Source organism: Pseudomonas sp. B2M1-30, from assembly GCF_025447575.1.
Lineage (GTDB): Bacteria > Pseudomonadota > Gammaproteobacteria > Pseudomonadales > Pseudomonadaceae > Aquipseudomonas > Aquipseudomonas botevensis.
Window position 1 is genome coordinate 435,117 of the sequence record NZ_JAOEJT010000003.1, and the last position, 19,652, is coordinate 454,768.

Sequence of the window (19,652 nt, forward strand, 5' to 3'; positions counted from 1 at the left end):
CAGCTTGGCTCGGAAATCAGTTTTTCTCGAGCGCCCACAGGTCGCTTTCGATGCTCTCAAACCGCTCCTTGAGCTGGGTCTGCACATCGAAAATCGCCCTGTTGTAATAGTGCGGAGCAATTTCGCGGGTAAACAGCTCAAGAATTTCCGCCGCTTCGAACGAACCGAGGTCCAGTTCGAAACGATCCTCCATGAACCGCTGGATCTTGCGATTGGCCTCGCTCTCCTGCTCGGGAGTGAGGGTCAGGATCGGCGGTTTGGACTTCTTGACGGCCATTTACCAGCGACCGTCCCACGCGGCGAAGTTCTGCAGCAATTGCAGGCCATGGGTATGGCTTTTCTCCGGGTGGAACTGGGTGGCGAAACGCGAACCATCGGCCAGCGCAGCGGCGAAATCGACCCCGTAGTGACCGCCACCAACCACCTGACGCGCGTTGCCGGCCTCGATGTAGTAGCTGTGTACGAAGTAGAAACGCGCCATGTCCGGAATGTTGTGCCACAGCGGATGACTCACCGTCTGCTTCACTTCGTTCCAGCCCATGTGCGGGACTTTCAGATGTTCGCCGTCTTCATGCAGGTTCTGGCCGAAGAACTTCACCGCGCCCGGGAACAGGCCGATGCAGTCGACGCCGGCGTTCTCTTCACTGCTGTCGAGCAACGCCTGCATGCCGACGCAGATGCCGAGGAACGGACGATCCTGGCTGACTTCACGCACCAGCGAATCAAAGCCCAAGCGACGGATCTCCGCCATGCAGTCGCGAATCGCGCCGACGCCGGGGAAAACCACCCGGTCGGCTTCACGAATCACGTCCGCATCGCTGGTGATCAGCACCTTGCCGGCACCCACGTGCTCAAGGGCCTTGGCCACCGAGTGCAGGTTGCCCATGCCGTAATCGATTACCGCGACTGTCTGCATTACAGGACGCCCTTGGTCGATGGCATTTGCCCGGCCATGCGCTCGTCGAGCTCGACGGCCATGCGCAGCGCGCGGCCGAAAGCCTTGAACACGGTTTCGATCTGGTGGTGGGTGTTGGTGCCGCGCAGGTTGTCGATGTGCAGGCTGACCAGTGCGTGGTTGACGAAGCCCTGGAAGAACTCCTGGAACAGGTCGACGTCGAAACCGCCCACGGTGGCGCGGGTATACGGCACATGCATCTGCAGGCCCGGGCGCCCGGAGAAGTCGATCACCACGCGCGACAGCGCTTCATCCAGCGGCACGTAGGCGTGGCCGTAACGGCGGATGCCTTTCTTGTCGCCGATTGCTTTGGCAAAGGCCTGGCCGAGGGTGATACCGACGTCTTCCACGGTATGGTGGTCGTCGATATGCAGATCGCCCTTGCATTCAATATCCAGGTCGATCAACCCGTGACGGGCAATCTGATCCAGCATGTGCTCAAGAAAAGGAACACCGATATCGAATCGGGCCTTTCCGGTGCCATCAAGGTTGATCGAGGCTTTGATCTGGGTTTCCAGAGTGTCGCGCTCGACAGACGCCTTACGTTCGGCCATCACCAGCTCCGCAAAATCATTGGGCGAAAAAGGCAGCCATTATAGGGGCGCGGGCGGGAAACAGAAACACGAGACGTGATATGGCAGACGGATAGAACCCCGTCCTGTCGGGGATAGACATGTCCATACAAGCCATTTCGGACACGCCCGCAAACGAAAAGGGAGCGGACCTGCTCGCGAAGGCATCGGATCAGCCACTATCGATATCGACTGATCCGATGCCTTCGCGGGCAAGCCCGCTCCCACGGGTTCGATGTCGGCCTGAAGGTTTTCAGGCCTTTATCTTAATGAAACAGTACCGCCGTCTTCTGCAGGGTCACCCACACACCCCACGCCAACGGAATACCCACCACCAGCCATGCGGCGATTGCCAGTGGCTTGGTGCCTGGCGCGGCTTTCCACTCCAGCACGGTGCTGGCGTCAGCACCCTTGTCGTGGCCCAGCGCCTGTTCGGCAGCCAGTTCGGCGTCGGTCATGAAGTACTTGTCGGCCACCGGACGGACCAGCAGGTTGCACAGGAAGCCCAGCACCAGCAGACCGGCGAGGATGTACAGGGTGATGTCGTAAGCGGCGGCGCGTTCCACGCCGATGCTCAACTGATACTCACGCAGGTAGTTCACCAGCACCGGGCCGAGAACGCCGGCCGCCGCCCAGGCGGTCAGCAGACGACCGTGGATCGCGCCGACCATCTGCGTACCGAACAGGTCGGCCAGATACGCCGGAACGGTGGCGAAACCACCGCCGTACATCGACAGGATGATGCAGAACGCCGCCACGAACAGCGCGACGTTGCCCAGGTGGCCGAGGTTCGGAATCAGCGCATACAGGGCAAAACCGAGGGCGAAGAACACGAAGTAGGTGTTTTTGCGACCCAGGTAGTCGGAGAACGATGCCCAGAAGAAGCGGCCACCGATGTTGAACAGGCTCAGCAGACCGGTGAAGCCAGCAGCGATCGCGGCGATCGAAGCCAGTTGACCGGCGTCGAGCTGACCGAACGGCAGATCGTTACCCAGCAACTTGCCACCGAACACTTCCTGCAACAGCGGCGAAGCCATGCCGAGGATGCCGATACCGGCGGACACGTTCAGGCACAGCACCAGCCACACCAGACGGAATTGCGGAGTTTTCCAGGCCACATTCACATGTACGTGGCGGTTGGTGATCATCGCGTTCGAGGCCTTTTTCGCCGGAGCGGTCCAGCCTTCAGGCTTCCAGCCGGTTGGCGGCACGCGGTAGGCCAGGGCACCACCGATCATGAACACGAAGTAGATCGCAGCCATGGCCACGAAGCTCTGCCACACGCCGACACCGGCCGGCGAAGCGAAATGGCTCATCAGCGCGGTCGCCAGTGGAGCACCCACCATCGCGCCGCCGCCGAAGCCCATGATCGCCATGCCGGTCGCCATGCCGCGCTTGTCCGGGAACCACTTGATCAGGGTCGAAACCGGCGAAATGTAGCCCAGGCCCAGACCGATACCGCCGATCACGCCGGAGCCGATCCACATCAGCCAGATCTGGTGGGTATAGATACCCAGCGCCGAGATCAGCAGACCGCCGCACCAGCACAGTGCCGACACCACACCGGCCTTGCGCGGCCCGGCGTGTTCGAGCCAGCCACCCCAGATGGCTGCCGAGCAACCGAGGAAGATGAAGAACAGGGTGTAGATCCAGCCGAGCATGGAGATCGGCCAGTCGCATTGCGACGAGAAGACTTGTGCGATGAAGCTCATGTCCGGTGCGCAGGCCACTGGAGCAGTAACACCCAGCGCCTTGGACAACGGCAGCCAGAACACCGAGAAGCCGTAGGCCATGCCGATGCACAAGTGGATGGCCAGGGCGGCCGGTGGAACCAGCCAGCGGTTGAAACCGGGCTTGGCGATGATGCGTTCCTTGGACAGGAACCCGGGCTGATCGGCGCGCAGGCCGTCCGCCGTGATGCTCGTACTCATGGTGTTTCCCCCAATTATTAGAATGGTTCGCCAGCCACTGCTCACCCTCGACCTTGATGCACGCAGGCATGGCCGTATTGTGTGGGTGAAGCTCCTTGGATGCGCGACGTTAAGTCGCAGATGGGCGGACGAACGAGCGAAGGTTACCATTTGCAGGTGACAGAAAAACCAAACTGATATCACCTTTTTCGAGTCATCTGATCTCATGGCCCCGGGGAACCCTCCCGTCGACCGTTGTCGAACCGCTGCAAGGCGCGGCCGGACAGGCCTCAGCGCAAGCCGCAGCAGGGGGCAGTCATGCAGCGCTATACTCCCCGGCTAAATTACGAATTCGACTAACTACAAGGACTCGCCCATGAAAGCGTTCGGCAAAATCCTGGGTCTGGTGCTTCTCGGGCTGTTGCTGGTCATCGTGGCGCTGGGCTTTGCCCTGACCCACCTGTTTGACCCCAACGACTACAAAGACGAGATTCGCCAGATTGCCCGCGACAAGGCCCACATCGAGCTGACGCTCAATGGCGATATCGGCTGGAGCCTGTTCCCGTGGCTCGGCCTGGAATTGCACGAAGCCAGCATCGCGACCCTGGCCAAGCCTGCCGAACCGTTCGCCGACCTGCAGATGCTCGGCCTGTCCGTGCGCGTGCTGCCACTGCTGCGCCGCGAAGTGCAGATGAGCGACGTGCGCGTCGAAGGCCTGAACCTGCGTCTGAACCGCGACAAGAACGGTCACGGCAACTGGGAAGACATCGGCAAGGTGCCGGCGCCGGCCGGAAGCACGCCGCCCGTGGTTGCTGGCGAGCCAGCCCCGGCTCCCGCCCCGCCCGTGGAGAAACCGGCCCAGCCGATCCGCCTCGACATCGACAGCCTGACCGTCAACAACGCACGCGTGGAGTACAACGACGAGTTGACCGGCAAGCAATTCAGCGCCGAAAGCATCCAGCTGAGCACCGGCCCGGTTCACGATTCGACCAACATCCCGGTGAAAGCCACCGCGTTCCTCGGCACCAATCAGCCGGTGCTACGGGTGCGCACCGAACTCAATGGCGAGCTGCGTTTCGAACGTGCGGTGCAACGTTACAAGTTCGAGGATCTGAAACTCAGCGGCGAAGTGGCCGGCGATCCGCTGCAAGGCAAGACCATGACCTTTTCCGCCCAGGGCCAGTTGCTGCTGGACAAGGCGGCCAACGTGGCCGAGTGGACCGGCATCAAGATTTCCGCCAACCAGCTGCGCGCCCTGGGTGAGCTGAAGGTCAACGATCTGGACAAGACCCCACAGATCAACGGCGCTATTTCGATCGCTCAATTCGACCTGGCGAAATTCGTCGACAGCATCGGCCAGACCCTGCCGGCCATGGCCGAAGGCAGCCTGAGCAAGGTCGAACTGGTCAGCCGTATCGCGGCGACGCCGACCAGCGTGGCGTTCGACAACATCAACCTGAAACTCGACGACAGCAGCTTCAGCGGCCGCATCGCCGTCGATGACTTCGCCAAACAATCGCTGCGCGCGATCCTCAAGGCCGACACCTTCAACGTCGACCGCTACCTGCCGCCGAAATCCGCCCAGGCCAGCAGCGCCGCGCAAGTACGTCAGGCCGAAGTCGCCAGCACCGAAGCCGATGCCATGGCCGGCGCCGGCAGCACGCCGTTGCCGGAAAAGCCGAGCAAAAGTGCCTGGAGCACCGAACGCCTGCTGCCGGTGGAGCGCCTGAGCAAACTCGATGTGAACGCCGACCTGACCTTCGGCCAGTTGACCCTCGACAAACTGCCGATCCAGAACGCCGCGCTCAAGGCCAGCGGCCAGGGCGGCCTGCTGACCCTGGAGAACCTGCGCGGCGAGCTGTACAACGGCGACTTCGAAGCCAAGGGCACCCTCGACGTGCGTCCGACCGCACCGGTGCTGAACCTGCAAACCCGGATCAACCGGGTGCCGGTGGAAAAAATCCTCGAAAGCCAGGGCAAGAACCCGCCGGTCAAGGGTCTGGTCAACCTCACCAGCACCATCACCGGCAGCGGCAACAGCCAGCAGGCGCTGATCGACAGCCTCAACGGCAATGCCAGTTTCGTGATCAACAACGGCGTGCTGCTCAACGCCAACCTTGAACAGCAACTGTGCAAAGGCATCGCCACTCTCAACCGCAAAACCCTGAGCGGCGAACCGCGCGGCAAGGACACCCCCTTCCAGGAACTCAAGGGCAACCTGACCTTCCGTAACGGCGTGGCCAGCAACCCGGATCTGAAAGTGCGCATCCCCGGCATGACCGTCAACGGCGATGGCGACATCGACCTGCGGGTGCTGGGCATGGACTATCGCGTCGGCATCATTGTCGAAGGCGACACCAGCGCCATGCCGGATCCGGCCTGCCAGGTCGGCGAGAAATTCGTCGGCATCGAGTGGCCGCTGCGCTGCCGTGGCCCGCTGGAACTGGGCGCCAAAGCCTGCCGTGTGGATAACGAACGTCTCGGCCAGGTCGCGACCAAAATGGCTGGCGACAAGCTCAGTGAAAAAATCGACGAAAAACTGGGCGACAAGGTCAGCCCGGAATTGAAAAACGCATTGAAAGGTCTGTTCAAACGATGAGAGCGGAGCAGTTTTCCACGGCGGTGCTGGAATGGTTCGACCGCCATGGCCGCCACGATTTGCCTTGGCAGCAGGGCATCAACCCGTATCGGGTGTGGGTCTCGGAGATCATGTTGCAGCAGACTCAGGTCAGCACCGTGCTCAACTATTTCGACCGTTTCATGGCCGCGCTGCCGACAGTCGAAGCGCTGGCCGAAGCGCCGGAGGACGAAGTACTGCACCTGTGGACGGGCCTGGGTTACTACACCCGCGCGCGCAATTTGCAGAAGACCGCGAAGATCGTCGTCAGCCAGTACGGCGGCGAATTTCCACGCGATGTCGAGAAGCTCACGGACTTGCCGGGGATCGGCCTGTCCACCGCCGGAGCGATCGCCAGTATCAGCATGGGCCTGCGCGCGCCGATCCTCGACGGCAACGTCAAACGGGTGCTGGCGCGCTTTACCGCGCAAGAGGGCTACCCCGGTGAGCCGAAGGTCGCCAGACAGCTGTGGGCCAACGCCGAACGCTTCACACCCCATGACCGGGTCAACGCCTACACCCAGGCAATGATGGATCTGGGTGCCACGCTCTGCACCCGCAGCAAGCCGAGCTGTCTGCTGTGCCCGCTGGAAAAGGGCTGCGAAGCGCACATGCTCGGCCAGGAAACCCGCTACCCGATTCCCAAGCCGCGCAAGGCGATCCCGCAGAAGCGCACGCTGATGCCGCTGCTGGCCAACGAGGATGGCGCGATCCTGCTTTATCGTCGCCCGTCCACCGGCCTCTGGGGCGGTTTGTGGAGCCTGCCGGAACTCGACGACCTCGACGACCTGCAACATCTTGCCGCGCAGCACTCGCTGGAGCTAGGCGAGCAGCAGGCGCTGCCGAGCCTTGTCCACACGTTCAGCCATTTCCAGTTGTCCATCGAACCCTGGCTGGTTCAGGTGCAGGAGGCCGGCCATCACATGGCCGAGGCCGACTGGCTCTGGTATAACCTCGCCACCCCGCCGCGCCTGGGCCTCGCCGCCCCGGTCAAGACCTTGCTCGAACGCGCGGCCGCCGTATTGAATGCAGGAGTGTCGTCATGACCCGTACCGTAATGTGCCGCAAATACAAAGAACAACTCGAAGGCCTGGAGCGTCCTCCATACCCAGGTCCCAAGGGACAGGACATCTTCGAGCATGTCTCCGCCAAGGCCTGGGCCGACTGGCAGAAACACCAGACCCTGCTGATCAACGAAAAACGCCTGAACATGATGAACGCCGAAGACCGCAAATTCATTCAGGGCGAAATGGACAAGTTCTTCTCCGGCGAGGAATACGCCCAGGCCGAAGGCTACGTTCCGCCCGCAGAGTAAACCCGCAAAATCGGGGGTCGGATCGTAAGCGACGGAATTAATTTAAGAAATTTTAAAAAATTCGTTGACGGAACCCTGAAAAACGCTTTTAATGCGCCCCGTTGCCCAGATAGCTCAGTCGGTAGAGCAGGGGATTGAAAATCCCCGTGTCGGCGGTTCGATTCCGTCTCTGGGCACCAAATACCGAAAACCCTGAATCGCAAGATTCAGGGTTTTTTTATGCCCGGGATTTGATGAGCGCTGGTTTCAGCCGCAGGATCCGCGCTACTTTGGCCACCCCTTACGGAAGAGGGTCATCCCGCGATGAACCAGAAACGCACCCGCATTCCCCTGCCCCATCCACCGCCCTATCGCGAGAGCCGCGTTTCATTCTGGCTGCACATACTCGTCGGCCTGCTGCTGACCATCGCCATTGGCGCGTCCGTTTACCTGATTGTCCAAAGCCTGCTCAGCGGCTCTATCAGCACGATGAGCCGGGGCGGCCCGAGCAAGACCTACACCCTCGCCTTGCAACCCCGGCTTTATTGGTTTCAGATCGCCTGGCAAAGCCTCACCACCTTACTGCTGATGGCGATCCTGATGGTCGCGTGGTGGATTTCTCGCAAAGGGCGCGCGCCCAAGGACAAGTCGAAGGGCAAGCGCGCAGCCCCGTGACCTCAGAGGGTGTTTACGTAATCAACCGGGAGCAGAACAGTGTCGACTGCGGCATCCACCGGCAGTGATACAACCGTGACCAGCGGGCAGATGATCATGAAGTAGCACATGATCGCGGCCGGTTTGCTTTCTTTCCCAGTCACACCGAGCAGTTGCAACCCGCCATCCACGCTCTTGTAGTAATCCACATCGGACATGCCCTGGCTCACCCGACCGATCATCGTCCCGCAACCAGCCAACATCAACACAACACCCGCCACCGAACCCAAACGAAAAATCCCTTTCAAACCCGCGCTTCCTTACGTCACAAAACATGAAGCGCGGGATTGTACCCGCTTATCTCGCCATCCCTGGCAAGTGCACCGGCCGCTATTGATCCCCATCCCAATGAAACACCAGATTGCGCGCCGCCCCACCGCCGATATCGGCGACGTCATGCCGCGTCACGCCATTGCGGGTCGCCGTCACCGCGTATTTGCCCGGCGGCAGTTGCACATAAACCAGAGGGCCGGCCTGATTCAGACTGAGCACGTTCTGGCCCTGAGCCTTTGAAATCGCAACATCGACATCAGACGTGTATTTGTTATCCACGCCAATGGCGAAGGTCATGTGCAGGTTGTAACCGGCGGTTTGCTGAATGGATCTGGACTCATCCAGACCGATGCCGCCGGACAGGTAGCGGATACCGTTTTGCTGCTCTTGCTGGACTTGCACGCCGGCGCTGTCGATCGGCTCCAGGCTAGTGGCCTGTGCCATCAGCGGGAACATCAGCACAGCAATGGCGGCGACAGGCAGCACGATGGAAAGAACGCGTTTCATGATGGGTACTCCCGGGTTCTCGCAGAACCCAATCGTTACCCTTGTTTAGATTTTGTGTGGCGCAGTGGGTTTTAGATTGATTGGGACTTTGGACAGGTACGAAATGGACTACAGACCAAAACATCAAACACGCTTTTCGCTGGCGACTTCCTGCAAACCCTATCCCGTCTTCCTTCTGTTCTATCGGTAGCTCCCGACATCGCCGCCCCATGTTCTGTTGGCATGCTCACCTTCCGCATCTCACAACATGGAATACCGATGAGCCAACTGGAACCCGTTGACGCGCAAGACCCGAAAATCAATTCACTGCTGGATAACCTGGGCGAGCTGATACGCGAAGCTCGACACAAGGCACTGCGTGCGGTCGATACCATCCAGGTGCAGACCAGTTGGCAGATCGGCCGGCATATCGTGGAGTTCGAACAGCAAGGCGCCCAGCGAGCAGGGTATGGCAAGCAATTGCTGGCCTTGCTGGCGAAGGAGCTGACGGTCAAGTTCGGGAAGGGCTTTGATGCCTCCAACCTTCGCTATATGCGCCTGTTCTATCAGGCATTTCCAATTCGTGACGCACTGCGTCACGAATTGAGCTGGACCCACTATCGCCGACTACTGGGCGTCCAAAACGAAAAGGCCCGCCAGTGGTACATGAACGAAGCCGCCACCCAGAACTGGTCAAGCCGCGCCCTAGATCGTCAGATCCTCACCCTCCACTACGAGCGCCTGCTACAGAGCCGAGATAAAACACCAGCAACGGAGGAAGCCACCACCAACACTCAGTCAATGAAAAACAGCCCCCGAGAATTTATCCGCGACCCGGTCATTCTGGAGTTTCTCGGTTTGCCCTCACCGGGAAGGGTCAAGGAGTCAAAACTCGAACAAGCCCTCATCGATCACCTGCAAAGCTTCATGCTGGAACTGGGCAAAGGCTTCTCGTTCGTCGCCCGCCAGCAGCGCATCAGCACCGATGGCGCGGATCTGTACATCGATCTGGTGTTCTACAACTACCTGCTCAAATGCTTCGTCATTATCGACCTCAAGCGCGGCCGGCTCAGCGCCCGTGATGTCGGGCAGATGGACATGTACGTACGCATGTACGACGAGCTCAAACGCAGCGAGGGTGATAAACCGACGGTCGGGATCATCCTGTGCTCCGAGGGTAACGACTCCGTCGCCCGGTATTCGATGCTCAAAGGCAATGAACAACTGTTAGCCAGCAGCTACAAGACTGTGCTGCCGACCGAGGAAGAACTGCGCGCAGAACTCAATCGAGAACAGGCATTGATCGAGGATCGCCTGCTCAATCAATCCACGGAGTAGAACCGGCCGATTGTTCGCTGGCGTCGTCGAGACTATCGTTGGCTACCGCAACGTTCGAAACCCGTGAGTGTTCAGAACATGTCTGCACTGGAAGAGATTGAGCCGACGTCGACGGCAGCGATGCAAATGCACGGCGAGCCGTTCGAAGAACCCGCCGCCGACGGCTACCTCTTGGGCGGCTTCACCTGGCGCCACACCCTGCCCGACGCGCAACGTCCGGTGGTGATCATCAACGCCGCCACTTCCGTGCGCTGTCGTCATTACTCGCGCTTCGCCGCTTATCTGTTCGGCAACGGTTTCGATGTCATCACCTACGACTACCGGGGCATCGGTGAGTCCCGTCCGGCGGTCATGAAGGGACTCAAGGCCTCGTGGAGCGATTGGGGCGCGCTGGACTTCGAGGCGATGCTCAGCCGTGCGCAACGGGAGTTTCCCAGCCAGTCGATCGATGTGGTCGGCCACAGCTTCGGCGGATGTGCGGCAGGATTGGCCGCATCCGGGCATTTGATTCGGCGACTGCTGACGGTCGGCGCGCAGTTCGCTTACTGGCGCGATTACGCCGCCGAACATCGCTGGCGCATGTTCGGCAAATGGCATGTTGTGATGCCTTTGATCACGCTGTTCTGCGGCTTCTTCCCCGGCAAGCGGTTCGGCTGGCTTGAAGATACGCCGACAGGCGTTGTGCGCGACTGGAGCACGCCTGCCGCGCGTTACGAGCGGCGCCCAAGCGGTCGCGCATTGATGGAAAAAACCGGTGTCCTGCCCTTCGCCAACGTCCGTGCAAAGGCCCTGGCGATCAGCATCAGCGACGATCCCTACGGCACGATTGCCGCCATCGAACGCCTGCTCGATTACTTCAGCCATGCGCAAAAGACCCACCTGCGAATCGAGCCGCAGGACATTGGCGAAGAAGAAGTCGGACATTTCGCCTTTTTTCGCAGCGCATACCAAGCCACACTATGGCCCATCGCTCTGACCTGGCTGCAAACCGGCGAACTGGCCCCCGACACACCGGGGCGGCATGTCCCGCGCAGCCAAACCCTTTAACGCAGCACGGAACAACACCCATGGCCTCCGCCAACAAGCAGCAAAAACGCGCCGCCCGGGCCAAGACCAAGGCCAAGCAGAACCGTACCAAGCGTGCCGAAGCGCCGGTCGAGCTGGACCCGAACGACGACCGCATCGATTTCGAGTCGGTGGACCTCACCGAGCTGTTCAAGAAAATGATCGACGCCGAGAAAATCAGCCAGCAGGCGATGTGTACCGCATTCCTCGAAGACCCGCTGCTGGAGCTGGTATACGAGCAGGAAGGCGAAGAAGGCGCGATGGATTTCATCCTCGCCGCGCTGATCGAATATCGCCAGTGGTCGAAGGAGACCGACGAGGCCAGCGCCCTGGCGTGGATCGAATCGGCGGACTTCCAGAAAGACTATGTGGCGGCGTCCGACGCGATCGCCGCGCAATCCCAACAGCAATCGAACTGAGTTCCCATGGCATCCCTGAACAAGCAACAGAAACGCGCCAAACGCGCCAAGGCCAAAGCCAAGCAGATCCGCATGGTCGGGCGCAAACCCCTGGCCCTGGACGATGACCTCGGCCACCTCGCCGAGCCGATCCCGGAATACACCCTGGCGATGTTCAGCAAAATGCGCGAAGCCGAAGCCATCGCACGCCAGGACATGCTGCAAATCCTGCTGTCCGAGCTGTCCGGGATCATCAACGATCACCCGGAACTGCTGGACATGGAAAACGCCGAAAACGAAGCCATGGCCGCCACTCACCTGGCCGCCGACATGCTGATCGACTACCGCATGTGGGCCGATGGCATGGATCGCGAAACCGCCCAGGCGTGGCTGAGCGAGCCGCAGTTCATCACCGACTTCGGGAATGCGCTGGATACTTACCGGCAATCGCTGGAAGCATCGGAAGACAAGAACGACTGACCCGCAAGCACAAACAAAAACGGCCGTTTGTCATCGCTGACAGCGGCCGTTTTTGCATCACGCGGTACGAATCAGTTCAACACCACCGCGCCATTCTTTTGCAGCTTGCGACGACGCGCCACCAGCAACCCGGTAGCCACCACCAGCAGACTCAGCAGGCCGGTCGCGAGGATTTCCACGCGGTGGGCGTCCTGGAACAGCATGATGGTCAGGGCCGCGATGATGAAAGCGATCACGGCGTAGGTCAGGCCTGGGAACAGCCACATGCTGAAGACGATTTTTTCGCCACGAGCCATGCGCTGTTTACGCATGCGCAGTTGCGAGAGCGCGATCACCAGGTACACCAGCAACGCGATGGCGCCGGAGCTGGCGAGCAGGAACTCGAACACCGCCGCCGGAGCCACGTAGTTGGCGAAGGTGCACAGGAACGCCGCACCGGTGGACAGCATGACGGCCCAGTACGGGGTGCCGCTCTTGTTGGTGCGGGTCGACATGGCCGGCGCATCACCGCGCTTGCCCAGGGAGAACAGCATGCGCGAAGAGGTGTACAGGGCCGAGTTCAGGCAGCTGGTCACAGCGACCAGAACCACGATGTCGACGATCATCTTGGCGTTCGGGATGCCCATGCGATCCAGCACAGTCTGGTAGGAGCCGAGGCTTGCCAGCATCGGGTCATTCCACGGCACCAGTGCCACAACGATGAAAATCGAAACGAGATAGAACAAGCCGATCCGCCAGATCACCGAGTTGGTGGCCTTGGAAATCTGCTTGCCAGGGTTCTTCGATTCCGCAGCCGCGATGGTCACGATCTCGGTCCCCATGAAGGAGAACATGGTGGTGAGGATCGCGCCCAACACCGCGCCCATGCCGTTCGGCAGGAAGCCCTGAGTGTCGAAAATATGCGAAACACCGCTGACCTGGCTGTTCGGCAGGAAGCCGAAAATCGCCATGACGCCAACAATGATGAAACCAATGATCGCCACGACTTTGAGCAGGGCGAACCAGAATTCGAACTCACCGTAGTTCTTCACGCTGAACAGGTTGGTCACCGTCAGCAGCAGGGTGATGATCAAGGCAAAGGCCCAGATTTCCACACCCGGGAACCACGCGTGCAGGATGGTTGCAGCGGCGTTGGCTTCCAGCGGGATCACCAGAACCCAGAACCACCAGTACAGCCAGCCGATGGTGAAACCGGCCCAATGGCCGATGGCGCGATCGGCGTAAGTCGAAAAGGAGCCGGTGTCAGGCGAGGCAACGGCCATTTCACCGAGCATGCGCATCACCAGCACCACCAACAGGCCGGCGGCAGCGTAGGCCAGCAGCACGGCAGGACCGGCGGCGGCGATTGCGTGGCCGGAGCCGACAAACAGACCTGCACCGATCACACCGGCGATCGACAGCATGGTCACATGACGCGGTTTGAGCCCCTGTTCGAGGCCATTGGAGCTTTGGGTACTGCTCATTGAAACTACCTTTGCGAGGAAAGCGATTCAGTCCGTCCCGTCTGGTTTTCCTTCTCGTAAAAAGAAACCAACGGGGCGTTCCAGATTCTGCACGCAATAAATGCGCCAAAATGTTTCAAAGTCTTCTGGCCCGCGGTTTTGGGCGCGACCGGACAGTCATCGCAAGTCATTGAGATTAATGGCTATTCGCCAGAACGTTACCCTGCGACTCACTTTCTAAACGATTCGGCGCACCAGAAACACACGGAAAAAGTGTGGGATGCACAATAAAAGGGCGAATCCGGAACGTTCGGCCGGATAGCGCTTCCAACACCCCGCCAAAGGTGGCAACATCGCGCCTTTTTTTACGCGACACCCACGGAAATCAACGTTCAAACACCCGTTCGGTTGTTGATGGGGCGACAGTCTGCTGTGCCGATGCGACAACCTGCCACACGCCATCCGTTTACCGCCCGTAGCGCTGTTGGCTGCCATTGAAACGCTATGCTAGCTTGGCCGCCTCGCCAGGAAGGCCAACCAACAGCAGGAGCGCAACATATATGAGGAACGCACATGGCTGAGGCCACGCCCGCGCTTGAAATCCGCAACTTGCACAAACGCTACGGACAGCTTGAGGTGCTCAAAGGCATCTCGTTGACCGCCCGCGACGGCGACGTGATCTCGATCCTGGGCTCCTCCGGTTCCGGCAAGTCCACGTTCCTGCGTTGCATCAACCTGTTGGAAAACCCGCATCAGGGCCAGATCCTGGTTGCCGGGGAAGAACTCAAACTCAAGGCCGCCAAGAATGGCGAACTGGTTGCCGCCGATGGCAAGCAGATCAATCGCCTGCGCTCCGAGATTGGTTTTGTGTTTCAAAACTTTAATCTGTGGCCGCACATGAGCGTGCTCGACAACATCATCGAAGCCCCGCGTCGCGTCCTCGGCCAGAGCAAGGCCGAAGCCATCGAAGTCGCCGAAGCGCTGCTGGCCAAGGTCGGCATCGCCGACAAGCGCCATTCCTACCCGGCACAATTGTCCGGTGGCCAGCAACAACGCGCGGCGATCGCCCGCACGCTGGCGATGCAGCCCAAGGTGATCCTGTTCGACGAGCCCACCTCCGCCCTTGACCCGGAAATGGTCCAGGAAGTACTTAATGTCATCCGCGCATTGGCCGAAGAAGGCCGCACCATGCTGCTCGTGACCCACGAGATGGGCTTTGCCCGTCAGGTTTCCAGCGAAGTGGTGTTCCTCCACCAGGGCCTGGTAGAAGAGCAAGGATCGCCACAGCAGGTGTTCGAAAACCCGCTTTCGGCGCGCTGCAAACAATTCATGTCCAGCAACCGCTAACGGAGCTACCCGCATGCAGAACTACAAAAAGGTCTTCCTGGCCGCCGCCGTCACCCTGGCCTTCAGCGCCGGTGCCATGGCCGAGACCCTGAAGATGGGCATCGAAGCGGCTTACCCGCCGTTCAACAACAAAGACGCCAGCGGCAACGTGGTCGGCTTCGACAAGGACATCGGCGACGCCCTGTGCGCCAAGATGAAAACCGAGTGCTCGGTAGTCACTTCCGACTGGGACGGCATCATCCCGGCCCTGAACGCCAAGAAGTTCGACTTCCTGATCTCCTCGATGTCGATCACCGACGAGCGCAAGCAAGCGGTGGACTTCACCGACCCGTACTACTCCAACAAGCTGCAATTCATCGCGCCGAAAAACGTCGACTTCAAGACCGACAAGGCTGCGCTGAAAGGCAAAGTGATCGGCGCCCAGCGCGCGACCCTGGCCGGCACCTTCCTGGAAGACAACTTCGGTGACGACATCACCATCAAGCTCTACGACACCCAGGAAAACGCCTACCTCGACCTGACTTCCGGTCGCCTGGACGCCATCCTCGCCGACAAGTACGTCAACTACGAGTGGCTGAAAAGCGACGCCGGCAAGTCTTACGAATTCAAGGGTGATCCGGTGGAAGAAAGCGACAAGATCGGTATCGCCGTGCGCAAAGGCGACCCGATCCGCGAGAAGCTGAACGCCGCGCTGAAGGAAATCGTCGCTGACGGTACCTACAAGAAGATCAACGACAAGTACTTCCCGTTCAGCATCTACTGATCCTGACCGGCCGGATCGGCACCGTTCGACAACGGCGCCGATCCCCGGCCTTGCCTGCCGCGATTTGAAAAGAAATCCATGATTATCGACCTCTACGGATTCGGCCCGGCGCTCGCCGCCGGCGCGCTGATGACCGTCAAACTGGCACTGTCGGCCTTGTGCCTGGGGCTGGTGCTCGGTCTGCTCGGCGCCCTGGCCAAGACTTCCCCGTACAAGCCGCTGCAATGGCTTGGCGGCTTTTATTCGACACTGGTGCGCGGCGTCCCGGAGTTGCTCTGGGTGCTGTTGATCTACTTCGGTACGGTCAACGCGATGCGCGCCCTCGGTGAGTTCTTCGGCAATCCCGACCTGGAACTCAGCGCCTTTGCTGCCGGCGTCATTGCGCTGGGCCTGTGCTTCGGCGCGTACGCCACGGAAGTGTTTCGTGGCGCGATCCTCGCCATTCCCAAAGGTCACCGTGAGGCCGGCGTGGCCCTGGGCCTGTCGAAATGGCGGATCTTCACCAAGCTGATCATGCCGCAGATGTGGCGCATCGCCCTGCCCGGCCTGGGCAACCTGTTCATGATCCTGATGAAAGACACCGCGCTGGTGTCGGTGATCGGCCTGGAAGAAATCATGCGTCACGCGCAGATCGGCGTGACCGTGTCCAAGCAACCGTTCACCTTCTATATGGTCGCCGCATTCATGTACCTGGGCCTGACGGTTCTGGCGATGATCGGCATGTACTTCCTGGAAAAACGCGCCGCTCGCGGCTTTGCGAGGAGCGCTTCATGAACTGGGAAGTCATCATCAAGTGGCTGCCGAAACTGGCGCAGGGCGCGACCCTGACGCTGGAACTGGTCGCCATCGCCGTGATCGCCGGGTTGCTGCTGGCGATTCCGCTGGGCATCGCCCGCTCCTCGAAGCTGTGGTATGTGCGTTCTCTGCCCTACGCCTACATCTTCTTTTTCCGTGGCACGCCGCTGCTGGTGCAACTGTTCCTGGTCTACTACGGCCTGGCGCAGTTCGACGTGATTCGCAACAGCTCGATGTGGCCGTACCTGCGCGATCCGTTCTGGTGCGCCACCGCGACCATGACCCTGCATACGGCGGCGTATATTGCCGAGATCCTGCGCGGTGCGATCCAGGCGATTCCGCCGGGGGAAATCGAAGCCGCACGAGCCTTGGGCATGTCCAGGCCGAAGGCGCTGTTCTACATCATCCTGCCGCGTGCCGCGCGCATCGGCCTGCCGGCCTACAGCAACGAAGTGATCCTGATGCTCAAGGCCAGCGCCCTGGCCAGCACCGTGACCTTGCTGGAACTGACCGGCATGGCCCGCACGATCATTGCCCGCACCTACCTGCCGGTGGAGATTTTCTTCGCGGCCGGCGTGTTCTACCTGCTGATGTCCTACGTGCTGGTTCGCGGCTTCAAGCTGCTGGAACGCTGGTTGCGCGTCGATGCCTGCCAGGGGCGCTGAAACGTCCGACGTGCTGACGGGCGAGGCCCTGCTCGCCCGTTTCACGGCACTGGATACCTTTCTCACAGCCCATCAGGCGCTGTGGAAACCCCGCCCGTTCACTCATCTGCAACTTCCCTGGGAAACGTCCCATCCGCAATTGGCCGCATGGCTGCGCGGACGCTCGCTGGACGACGCGGAAAACGCCCACAACCATCCCGCCAATCTCGCCGATGCACCGGAGCCGTTCGCTTCATTGGCGGCACTTTCGCTTGAGCTGAGTGCGGTCGGTGAATTGCCCAGCCATGCGCTGGAAGCCGCGGGGCACCGACTGAATGTCGATGTGCCGGGACGCAAGTGGCAGCAAATCGAAGCGTTCGCCCGCCGTTTATCATTCAGCTCACAACCCCGGCATTGGCTGGACTGGTGTTCCGGCAAAGGGCATTTGGGACGGCGCTTGCTGGGTGCAGGGCAGCAACTGACCTGCGTGGAATACGATCCGTTGCTGGTCGCCAGCGGCCAGGCCTTGAGTCAGCGCCATCATCTGCATGCCTTGCATGTCGAACAGGATGTCCTGGCGCCAGACGCAGCGGCCGTGTTGAGCGCTCAGCACACCCCCGTCGCCCTGCACGCCTGTGGTGATCTGCATGTGCGCCTGATGCAACTCGCCAGCGCCGCCGGTTGCCAACAACTGGCCATCGCACCGTGCTGCTACAACCGGATCAATCGCAGCGAATATCTGCCGTTGTCCTCGGCCGGATCGGGATCCGCCCTACAGCTTTCGCTGGAAGATCTGGCCTTGCCGATGAGCGAAACCGTCACCGCCGGTGCGCGGGTCCGACGCCAGCGCGATATCTCCATGGCCCGACGCCTGGCGTTCGACCTGCTGCAACGGCAAGTACGCGGCATCGACGAATACCTTCCAACGCCGTCCCTGCCCAGCGCCTGGCTGGACAAGCCGTTTGCCGACTACTGCTGCGACCTGGCAGCGCTGAAAGAGTTATCCACAATCGGACAGACGGATTTCGGGCAATGGGAAGCGGCGGGTTGGCAGCGGTTAGCCGAAGTTCGCAACCTGGAATTGCTGCGCGGATTGTTCCGACGTCCGCTGGAGCTTTGGCTGAATCTTGACCGGGCACTTTTCCTTAGTGAACAGGGCTACGTCGTACGCCTTGGAACCTTCTGTGACGCCCTTCTCACTCCGCGTAATTTCCTGCTGCTGGCTGAGCGTCGCTAAACCTTGACAGCCTGTGGATAACTCTGTTGATGGAATTATCCTGGATCCAATATCCACGGCCTTTTCGGCCCGCCTACAGCGCTGGTCATTTTTTGTTCACATTCATAAAAAACCGGTAAAACAGGGATTTGCGCCTCAAATGCGAACCCTTCCACAAAATACTGCCTGAGCAGCCTCTCGTCGCAACCCGTTGTGCATAAGCCCCAGATCAAAACGACATAACCGCCGAATCACGGACGCCCCCGGCGGAAAATTGCGCCCGTCCGCCACCGTTGCTATACAAGTTCGCGCAGTTCCGGCAGTACACGCCAATAAGAAGAACCCGACCGCCAGGGAGCAACCGTGACGTTCATCTCTTATGCACAGAATTTCGAAGACATCCGCCTGTGGCGCGCCCTCAAATTCTTCGAAAGCGGCTTCTACATCGATGTCGGCGCCAACCACCCGACCCACGACTCGGTGACCAAGGCTTTCTATGATCGCGGCTGGAGCGGCATTAACATCGAACCGATGCAAAACTTCCACGACGTCCTGCGCCAACAGCGTCCCCGCGACACCACCCTGCAATGCGTCGCCAGCGACCAGGCCGGCGAACTGACCTTCTACGGTATCGCCGATACCGGCCTCTCCACCGCCGACCCCATCGTTGCCCAAGAGCGAAAAGCCGCCGGTCTGCAGGTACAGAGCCTGACAGTCAAAGCCCGGACGTTGACCTCAATTTGCGAAGAACACGCCGCCAACCGCCCGATCCACTTCCTGAAAATCGACGTCGAAGGCCATGAAGAAACCGTACTGCGCGGCATGGACTTCAGCCGCTTCCGCCCGTGGGTCATCCTCATCGAAACCCCATGGAATCGCGACCACACCTGGGAACACCTGGTCACCGACGCCGGCTACCAAAACTTCCTGTTCGACGGCCTCAACAGCTACTTCCTCGCCAACGAACACCTCAACCTCAAACCGGCCTTCGACGTCCAGCCCTGCGCCCTCGACGACTTCCAGCTCTGCAAGGGCCACAACTTCGCCCACCCGCTAAACCCCCACCTGGAAAACGCCCTGCAACGCGCCGAACACGCCGAAGCCCAACTGCGCGCCATGCAAAACAGCCGCGCCTGGCGAGCCGTACAAAAACTGCGCAACCTCCTGCGCCGGGCCTGATTCCACGCCCGCGCAAAAATAGTCTGAATTCAGGGGTTTACAGAACCCGCCCAATCGCTATAATCGTCGCCCACACGCCGGTATAGCTCAGTTGGTAGAGCAACTGACTTGTAATCAGTAGGTCCCGGGTTCGATTCCTGGTGCCGGCACCATACAAAACGAAG

At 60.3% G+C, this 19,652-nt stretch carries 21 protein-coding genes and 2 tRNA genes; 16 read left to right on the top strand and 7 right to left on the bottom strand.

Annotated elements, in window-relative coordinates; translation table 11 throughout:
* Positions 1-16 precede the first annotated feature (16 nt).
* From N8H74_RS08525 to N8H74_RS08540, 4 genes are all read right to left on the bottom strand, one after another.
* The gene (locus tag N8H74_RS08525) at positions 17-277 is read right to left on the bottom strand and encodes a DUF2164 domain-containing protein (RefSeq protein WP_217831845.1); all 261 of its coding nucleotides are present in this window, start codon (positions 275-277) and stop codon (positions 17-19) included.
* Complete coding sequence (gene hisH / locus N8H74_RS08530) at positions 278-916, bottom strand: imidazole glycerol phosphate synthase subunit HisH (RefSeq protein ID WP_217831844.1); 639 nt, start codon at positions 914-916, stop codon at positions 278-280.
* Positions 916-1,509, bottom strand: a complete 594-nt coding sequence (gene hisB, locus N8H74_RS08535; protein ID WP_007909204.1) for an imidazoleglycerol-phosphate dehydratase HisB — start codon at positions 1,507-1,509, stop codon at positions 916-918. The genes hisH and hisB overlap by 1 nt, the downstream gene beginning before the upstream one ends.
* A gap of 284 nt (positions 1,510-1,793) precedes the next feature.
* Positions 1,794-3,458, bottom strand: coding sequence for an OFA family MFS transporter (locus N8H74_RS08540; RefSeq protein WP_217831843.1), 1,665 nt, complete (start codon positions 3,456-3,458; stop codon positions 1,794-1,796).
* 355 nt (positions 3,459-3,813) lie between these two features.
* On the opposite strand from N8H74_RS08540, the gene N8H74_RS08545 reads away from it, so the two are divergent.
* The 5 genes from N8H74_RS08545 to N8H74_RS08565 all read left to right on the top strand — a co-directional run bounded on the left by N8H74_RS08545 (position 3,814) and on the right by N8H74_RS08565 (position 8,023).
* Positions 3,814-6,036 (top strand): AsmA family protein, encoded by a 2,223-nt coding sequence (locus tag N8H74_RS08545; protein ID WP_262146900.1) that lies wholly within the window; start codon positions 3,814-3,816, stop codon positions 6,034-6,036.
* Positions 6,033-7,100, top strand: coding sequence for an A/G-specific adenine glycosylase (gene mutY / locus N8H74_RS08550; RefSeq protein ID WP_217831841.1), 1,068 nt, complete (start codon positions 6,033-6,035; stop codon positions 7,098-7,100). Before N8H74_RS08545 ends, mutY begins: the two co-directional genes overlap by 4 nt.
* The gene (locus N8H74_RS08555) at positions 7,097-7,369 is read left to right on the top strand and encodes an oxidative damage protection protein (protein WP_217831840.1); all 273 of its coding nucleotides are present in this window, start codon (positions 7,097-7,099) and stop codon (positions 7,367-7,369) included. The genes mutY and N8H74_RS08555 overlap by 4 nt, the downstream gene beginning before the upstream one ends.
* Positions 7,370-7,472: 103 nt before the next feature.
* A tRNA-Phe gene (locus N8H74_RS08560) sits at positions 7,473-7,548 on the top strand.
* A gap of 124 nt (positions 7,549-7,672) precedes the next feature.
* On the top strand, positions 7,673-8,023 hold the full coding sequence (locus tag N8H74_RS08565; protein ID WP_262146901.1) for a hypothetical protein: 351 nt from the start codon (positions 7,673-7,675) through the stop codon (positions 8,021-8,023).
* 2 nt (positions 8,024-8,025) lie between these two features.
* Here N8H74_RS08565 and N8H74_RS08570 read toward each other — a convergent pair whose 3' ends face one another.
* Entirely contained in the window at positions 8,026-8,310 is a 285-nt protein-coding gene (locus N8H74_RS08570) for a YceK/YidQ family lipoprotein (RefSeq protein ID WP_262146902.1), read from the bottom strand.
* Positions 8,311-8,392: 82 nt separating this feature from the next.
* On the bottom strand, positions 8,393-8,842 hold the full coding sequence (locus N8H74_RS08575; protein ID WP_262146903.1) for a carboxypeptidase regulatory-like domain-containing protein: 450 nt from the start codon (positions 8,840-8,842) through the stop codon (positions 8,393-8,395).
* 258 nt (positions 8,843-9,100) lie between these two features.
* Between N8H74_RS08575 and N8H74_RS08580 the strand changes: the two genes are divergently transcribed.
* From N8H74_RS08580 to N8H74_RS08595, 4 genes are all read left to right on the top strand, one after another.
* The gene (locus tag N8H74_RS08580; protein ID WP_262147110.1) at positions 9,101-10,159 is read left to right on the top strand and encodes a PDDEXK nuclease domain-containing protein; all 1,059 of its coding nucleotides are present in this window, start codon (positions 9,101-9,103) and stop codon (positions 10,157-10,159) included.
* 78 nt (positions 10,160-10,237) lie between these two features.
* Positions 10,238-11,206, top strand: coding sequence for an alpha/beta fold hydrolase (locus tag N8H74_RS08585; RefSeq protein WP_262146904.1), 969 nt, complete (start codon positions 10,238-10,240; stop codon positions 11,204-11,206).
* Between the two features lie 20 nt (positions 11,207-11,226).
* A complete protein-coding gene (locus N8H74_RS08590; RefSeq protein WP_262146905.1) occupies positions 11,227-11,643 on the top strand; it encodes a hypothetical protein in 417 nt (138 codons plus the stop codon).
* Between the two features lie 6 nt (positions 11,644-11,649).
* Positions 11,650-12,102 carry a hypothetical protein gene (locus N8H74_RS08595; protein ID WP_262146906.1) on the top strand — a complete coding sequence of 151 codons (453 nt, stop codon included), beginning with the start codon at positions 11,650-11,652 and terminating at the stop codon, positions 12,100-12,102.
* Between the two features lie 71 nt (positions 12,103-12,173).
* On the opposite strand, the gene gabP is transcribed toward N8H74_RS08595, so the two are convergent.
* Positions 12,174-13,565, bottom strand: coding sequence for a GABA permease (gene gabP / locus N8H74_RS08600; RefSeq protein WP_262146907.1), 1,392 nt, complete (start codon positions 13,563-13,565; stop codon positions 12,174-12,176).
* Positions 13,566-14,117: 552 nt separating this feature from the next.
* Between gabP and N8H74_RS08605 the strand changes: the two genes are divergently transcribed.
* The 7 genes from N8H74_RS08605 (at position 14,118) to N8H74_RS08635 (ending at position 19,640) form a co-directional block, all read left to right on the top strand.
* The gene (locus N8H74_RS08605) at positions 14,118-14,891 is read left to right on the top strand and encodes an ABC transporter ATP-binding protein (protein WP_217831830.1); all 774 of its coding nucleotides are present in this window, start codon (positions 14,118-14,120) and stop codon (positions 14,889-14,891) included.
* Between the two features lie 13 nt (positions 14,892-14,904).
* Positions 14,905-15,654 carry an ABC transporter substrate-binding protein gene (locus N8H74_RS08610; RefSeq protein WP_217831829.1) on the top strand — a complete coding sequence of 250 codons (750 nt, stop codon included), beginning with the start codon at positions 14,905-14,907 and terminating at the stop codon, positions 15,652-15,654.
* Between the two features lie 78 nt (positions 15,655-15,732).
* The gene (locus N8H74_RS08615) at positions 15,733-16,428 is read left to right on the top strand and encodes an ABC transporter permease (protein ID WP_217831828.1); all 696 of its coding nucleotides are present in this window, start codon (positions 15,733-15,735) and stop codon (positions 16,426-16,428) included.
* The gene (locus N8H74_RS08620; RefSeq protein WP_217831827.1) at positions 16,425-17,114 is read left to right on the top strand and encodes an ABC transporter permease; all 690 of its coding nucleotides are present in this window, start codon (positions 16,425-16,427) and stop codon (positions 17,112-17,114) included. Before N8H74_RS08615 ends, N8H74_RS08620 begins: the two co-directional genes overlap by 4 nt.
* Positions 17,095-18,330: an SAM-dependent methyltransferase gene (locus N8H74_RS08625; RefSeq protein ID WP_262146908.1), complete on the top strand. Its 1,236-nt coding sequence runs from the start codon at positions 17,095-17,097 to the stop codon at positions 18,328-18,330. The genes N8H74_RS08620 and N8H74_RS08625 overlap by 20 nt, the downstream gene beginning before the upstream one ends.
* Positions 18,331-18,672: 342 nt before the next feature.
* Entirely contained in the window at positions 18,673-19,488 is an 816-nt protein-coding gene (locus N8H74_RS08630; protein ID WP_262146909.1) for an FkbM family methyltransferase, read from the top strand.
* A gap of 76 nt (positions 19,489-19,564) precedes the next feature.
* Positions 19,565-19,640 (top strand) — tRNA-Thr (locus tag N8H74_RS08635).
* Positions 19,641-19,652 lie beyond the last annotated feature (12 nt).

Bases quoted from the DNA above. Each gene is read 5' to 3' on its own strand.
- N8H74_RS08525 (WP_217831845.1), bottom strand. From the start codon at position 277: ATGGCCGTCAAGAAGTCCAAACCGCCGATCCTGACCCTCACTCCCGAG.
- hisH (WP_217831844.1), bottom strand. From the start codon at position 916: ATGCAGACAGTCGCGGTAATCGATTACGGCATGGGCAACCTGCACTCG.
- hisB (WP_007909204.1), bottom strand. From the start codon at position 1,509: ATGGCCGAACGTAAGGCGTCTGTCGAGCGCGACACTCTGGAAACCCAG.
- N8H74_RS08540 (WP_217831843.1), bottom strand. From the start codon at position 3,458: ATGAGTACGAGCATCACGGCGGACGGCCTGCGCGCCGATCAGCCCGGG.
- N8H74_RS08545 (WP_262146900.1), top strand. From the start codon at position 3,814: ATGAAAGCGTTCGGCAAAATCCTGGGTCTGGTGCTTCTCGGGCTGTTG.
- mutY (WP_217831841.1), top strand. From the start codon at position 6,033: ATGAGAGCGGAGCAGTTTTCCACGGCGGTGCTGGAATGGTTCGACCGC.
- N8H74_RS08555 (WP_217831840.1), top strand. From the start codon at position 7,097: ATGACCCGTACCGTAATGTGCCGCAAATACAAAGAACAACTCGAAGGC.
- N8H74_RS08565 (WP_262146901.1), top strand. From the start codon at position 7,673: ATGAACCAGAAACGCACCCGCATTCCCCTGCCCCATCCACCGCCCTAT.
- N8H74_RS08575 (WP_262146903.1), bottom strand. From the start codon at position 8,842: ATGAAACGCGTTCTTTCCATCGTGCTGCCTGTCGCCGCCATTGCTGTG.
- N8H74_RS08580 (WP_262147110.1), top strand. From the start codon at position 9,101: ATGAGCCAACTGGAACCCGTTGACGCGCAAGACCCGAAAATCAATTCA.
- N8H74_RS08585 (WP_262146904.1), top strand. From the start codon at position 10,238: ATGTCTGCACTGGAAGAGATTGAGCCGACGTCGACGGCAGCGATGCAA.
- N8H74_RS08590 (WP_262146905.1), top strand. From the start codon at position 11,227: ATGGCCTCCGCCAACAAGCAGCAAAAACGCGCCGCCCGGGCCAAGACC.
- N8H74_RS08595 (WP_262146906.1), top strand. From the start codon at position 11,650: ATGGCATCCCTGAACAAGCAACAGAAACGCGCCAAACGCGCCAAGGCC.
- gabP (WP_262146907.1), bottom strand. From the start codon at position 13,565: ATGAGCAGTACCCAAAGCTCCAATGGCCTCGAACAGGGGCTCAAACCG.
- N8H74_RS08605 (WP_217831830.1), top strand. From the start codon at position 14,118: ATGGCTGAGGCCACGCCCGCGCTTGAAATCCGCAACTTGCACAAACGC.
- N8H74_RS08610 (WP_217831829.1), top strand. From the start codon at position 14,905: ATGCAGAACTACAAAAAGGTCTTCCTGGCCGCCGCCGTCACCCTGGCC.
- N8H74_RS08615 (WP_217831828.1), top strand. From the start codon at position 15,733: ATGATTATCGACCTCTACGGATTCGGCCCGGCGCTCGCCGCCGGCGCG.
- N8H74_RS08620 (WP_217831827.1), top strand. From the start codon at position 16,425: ATGAACTGGGAAGTCATCATCAAGTGGCTGCCGAAACTGGCGCAGGGC.
- N8H74_RS08625 (WP_262146908.1), top strand. From the start codon at position 17,095: ATGCCTGCCAGGGGCGCTGAAACGTCCGACGTGCTGACGGGCGAGGCC.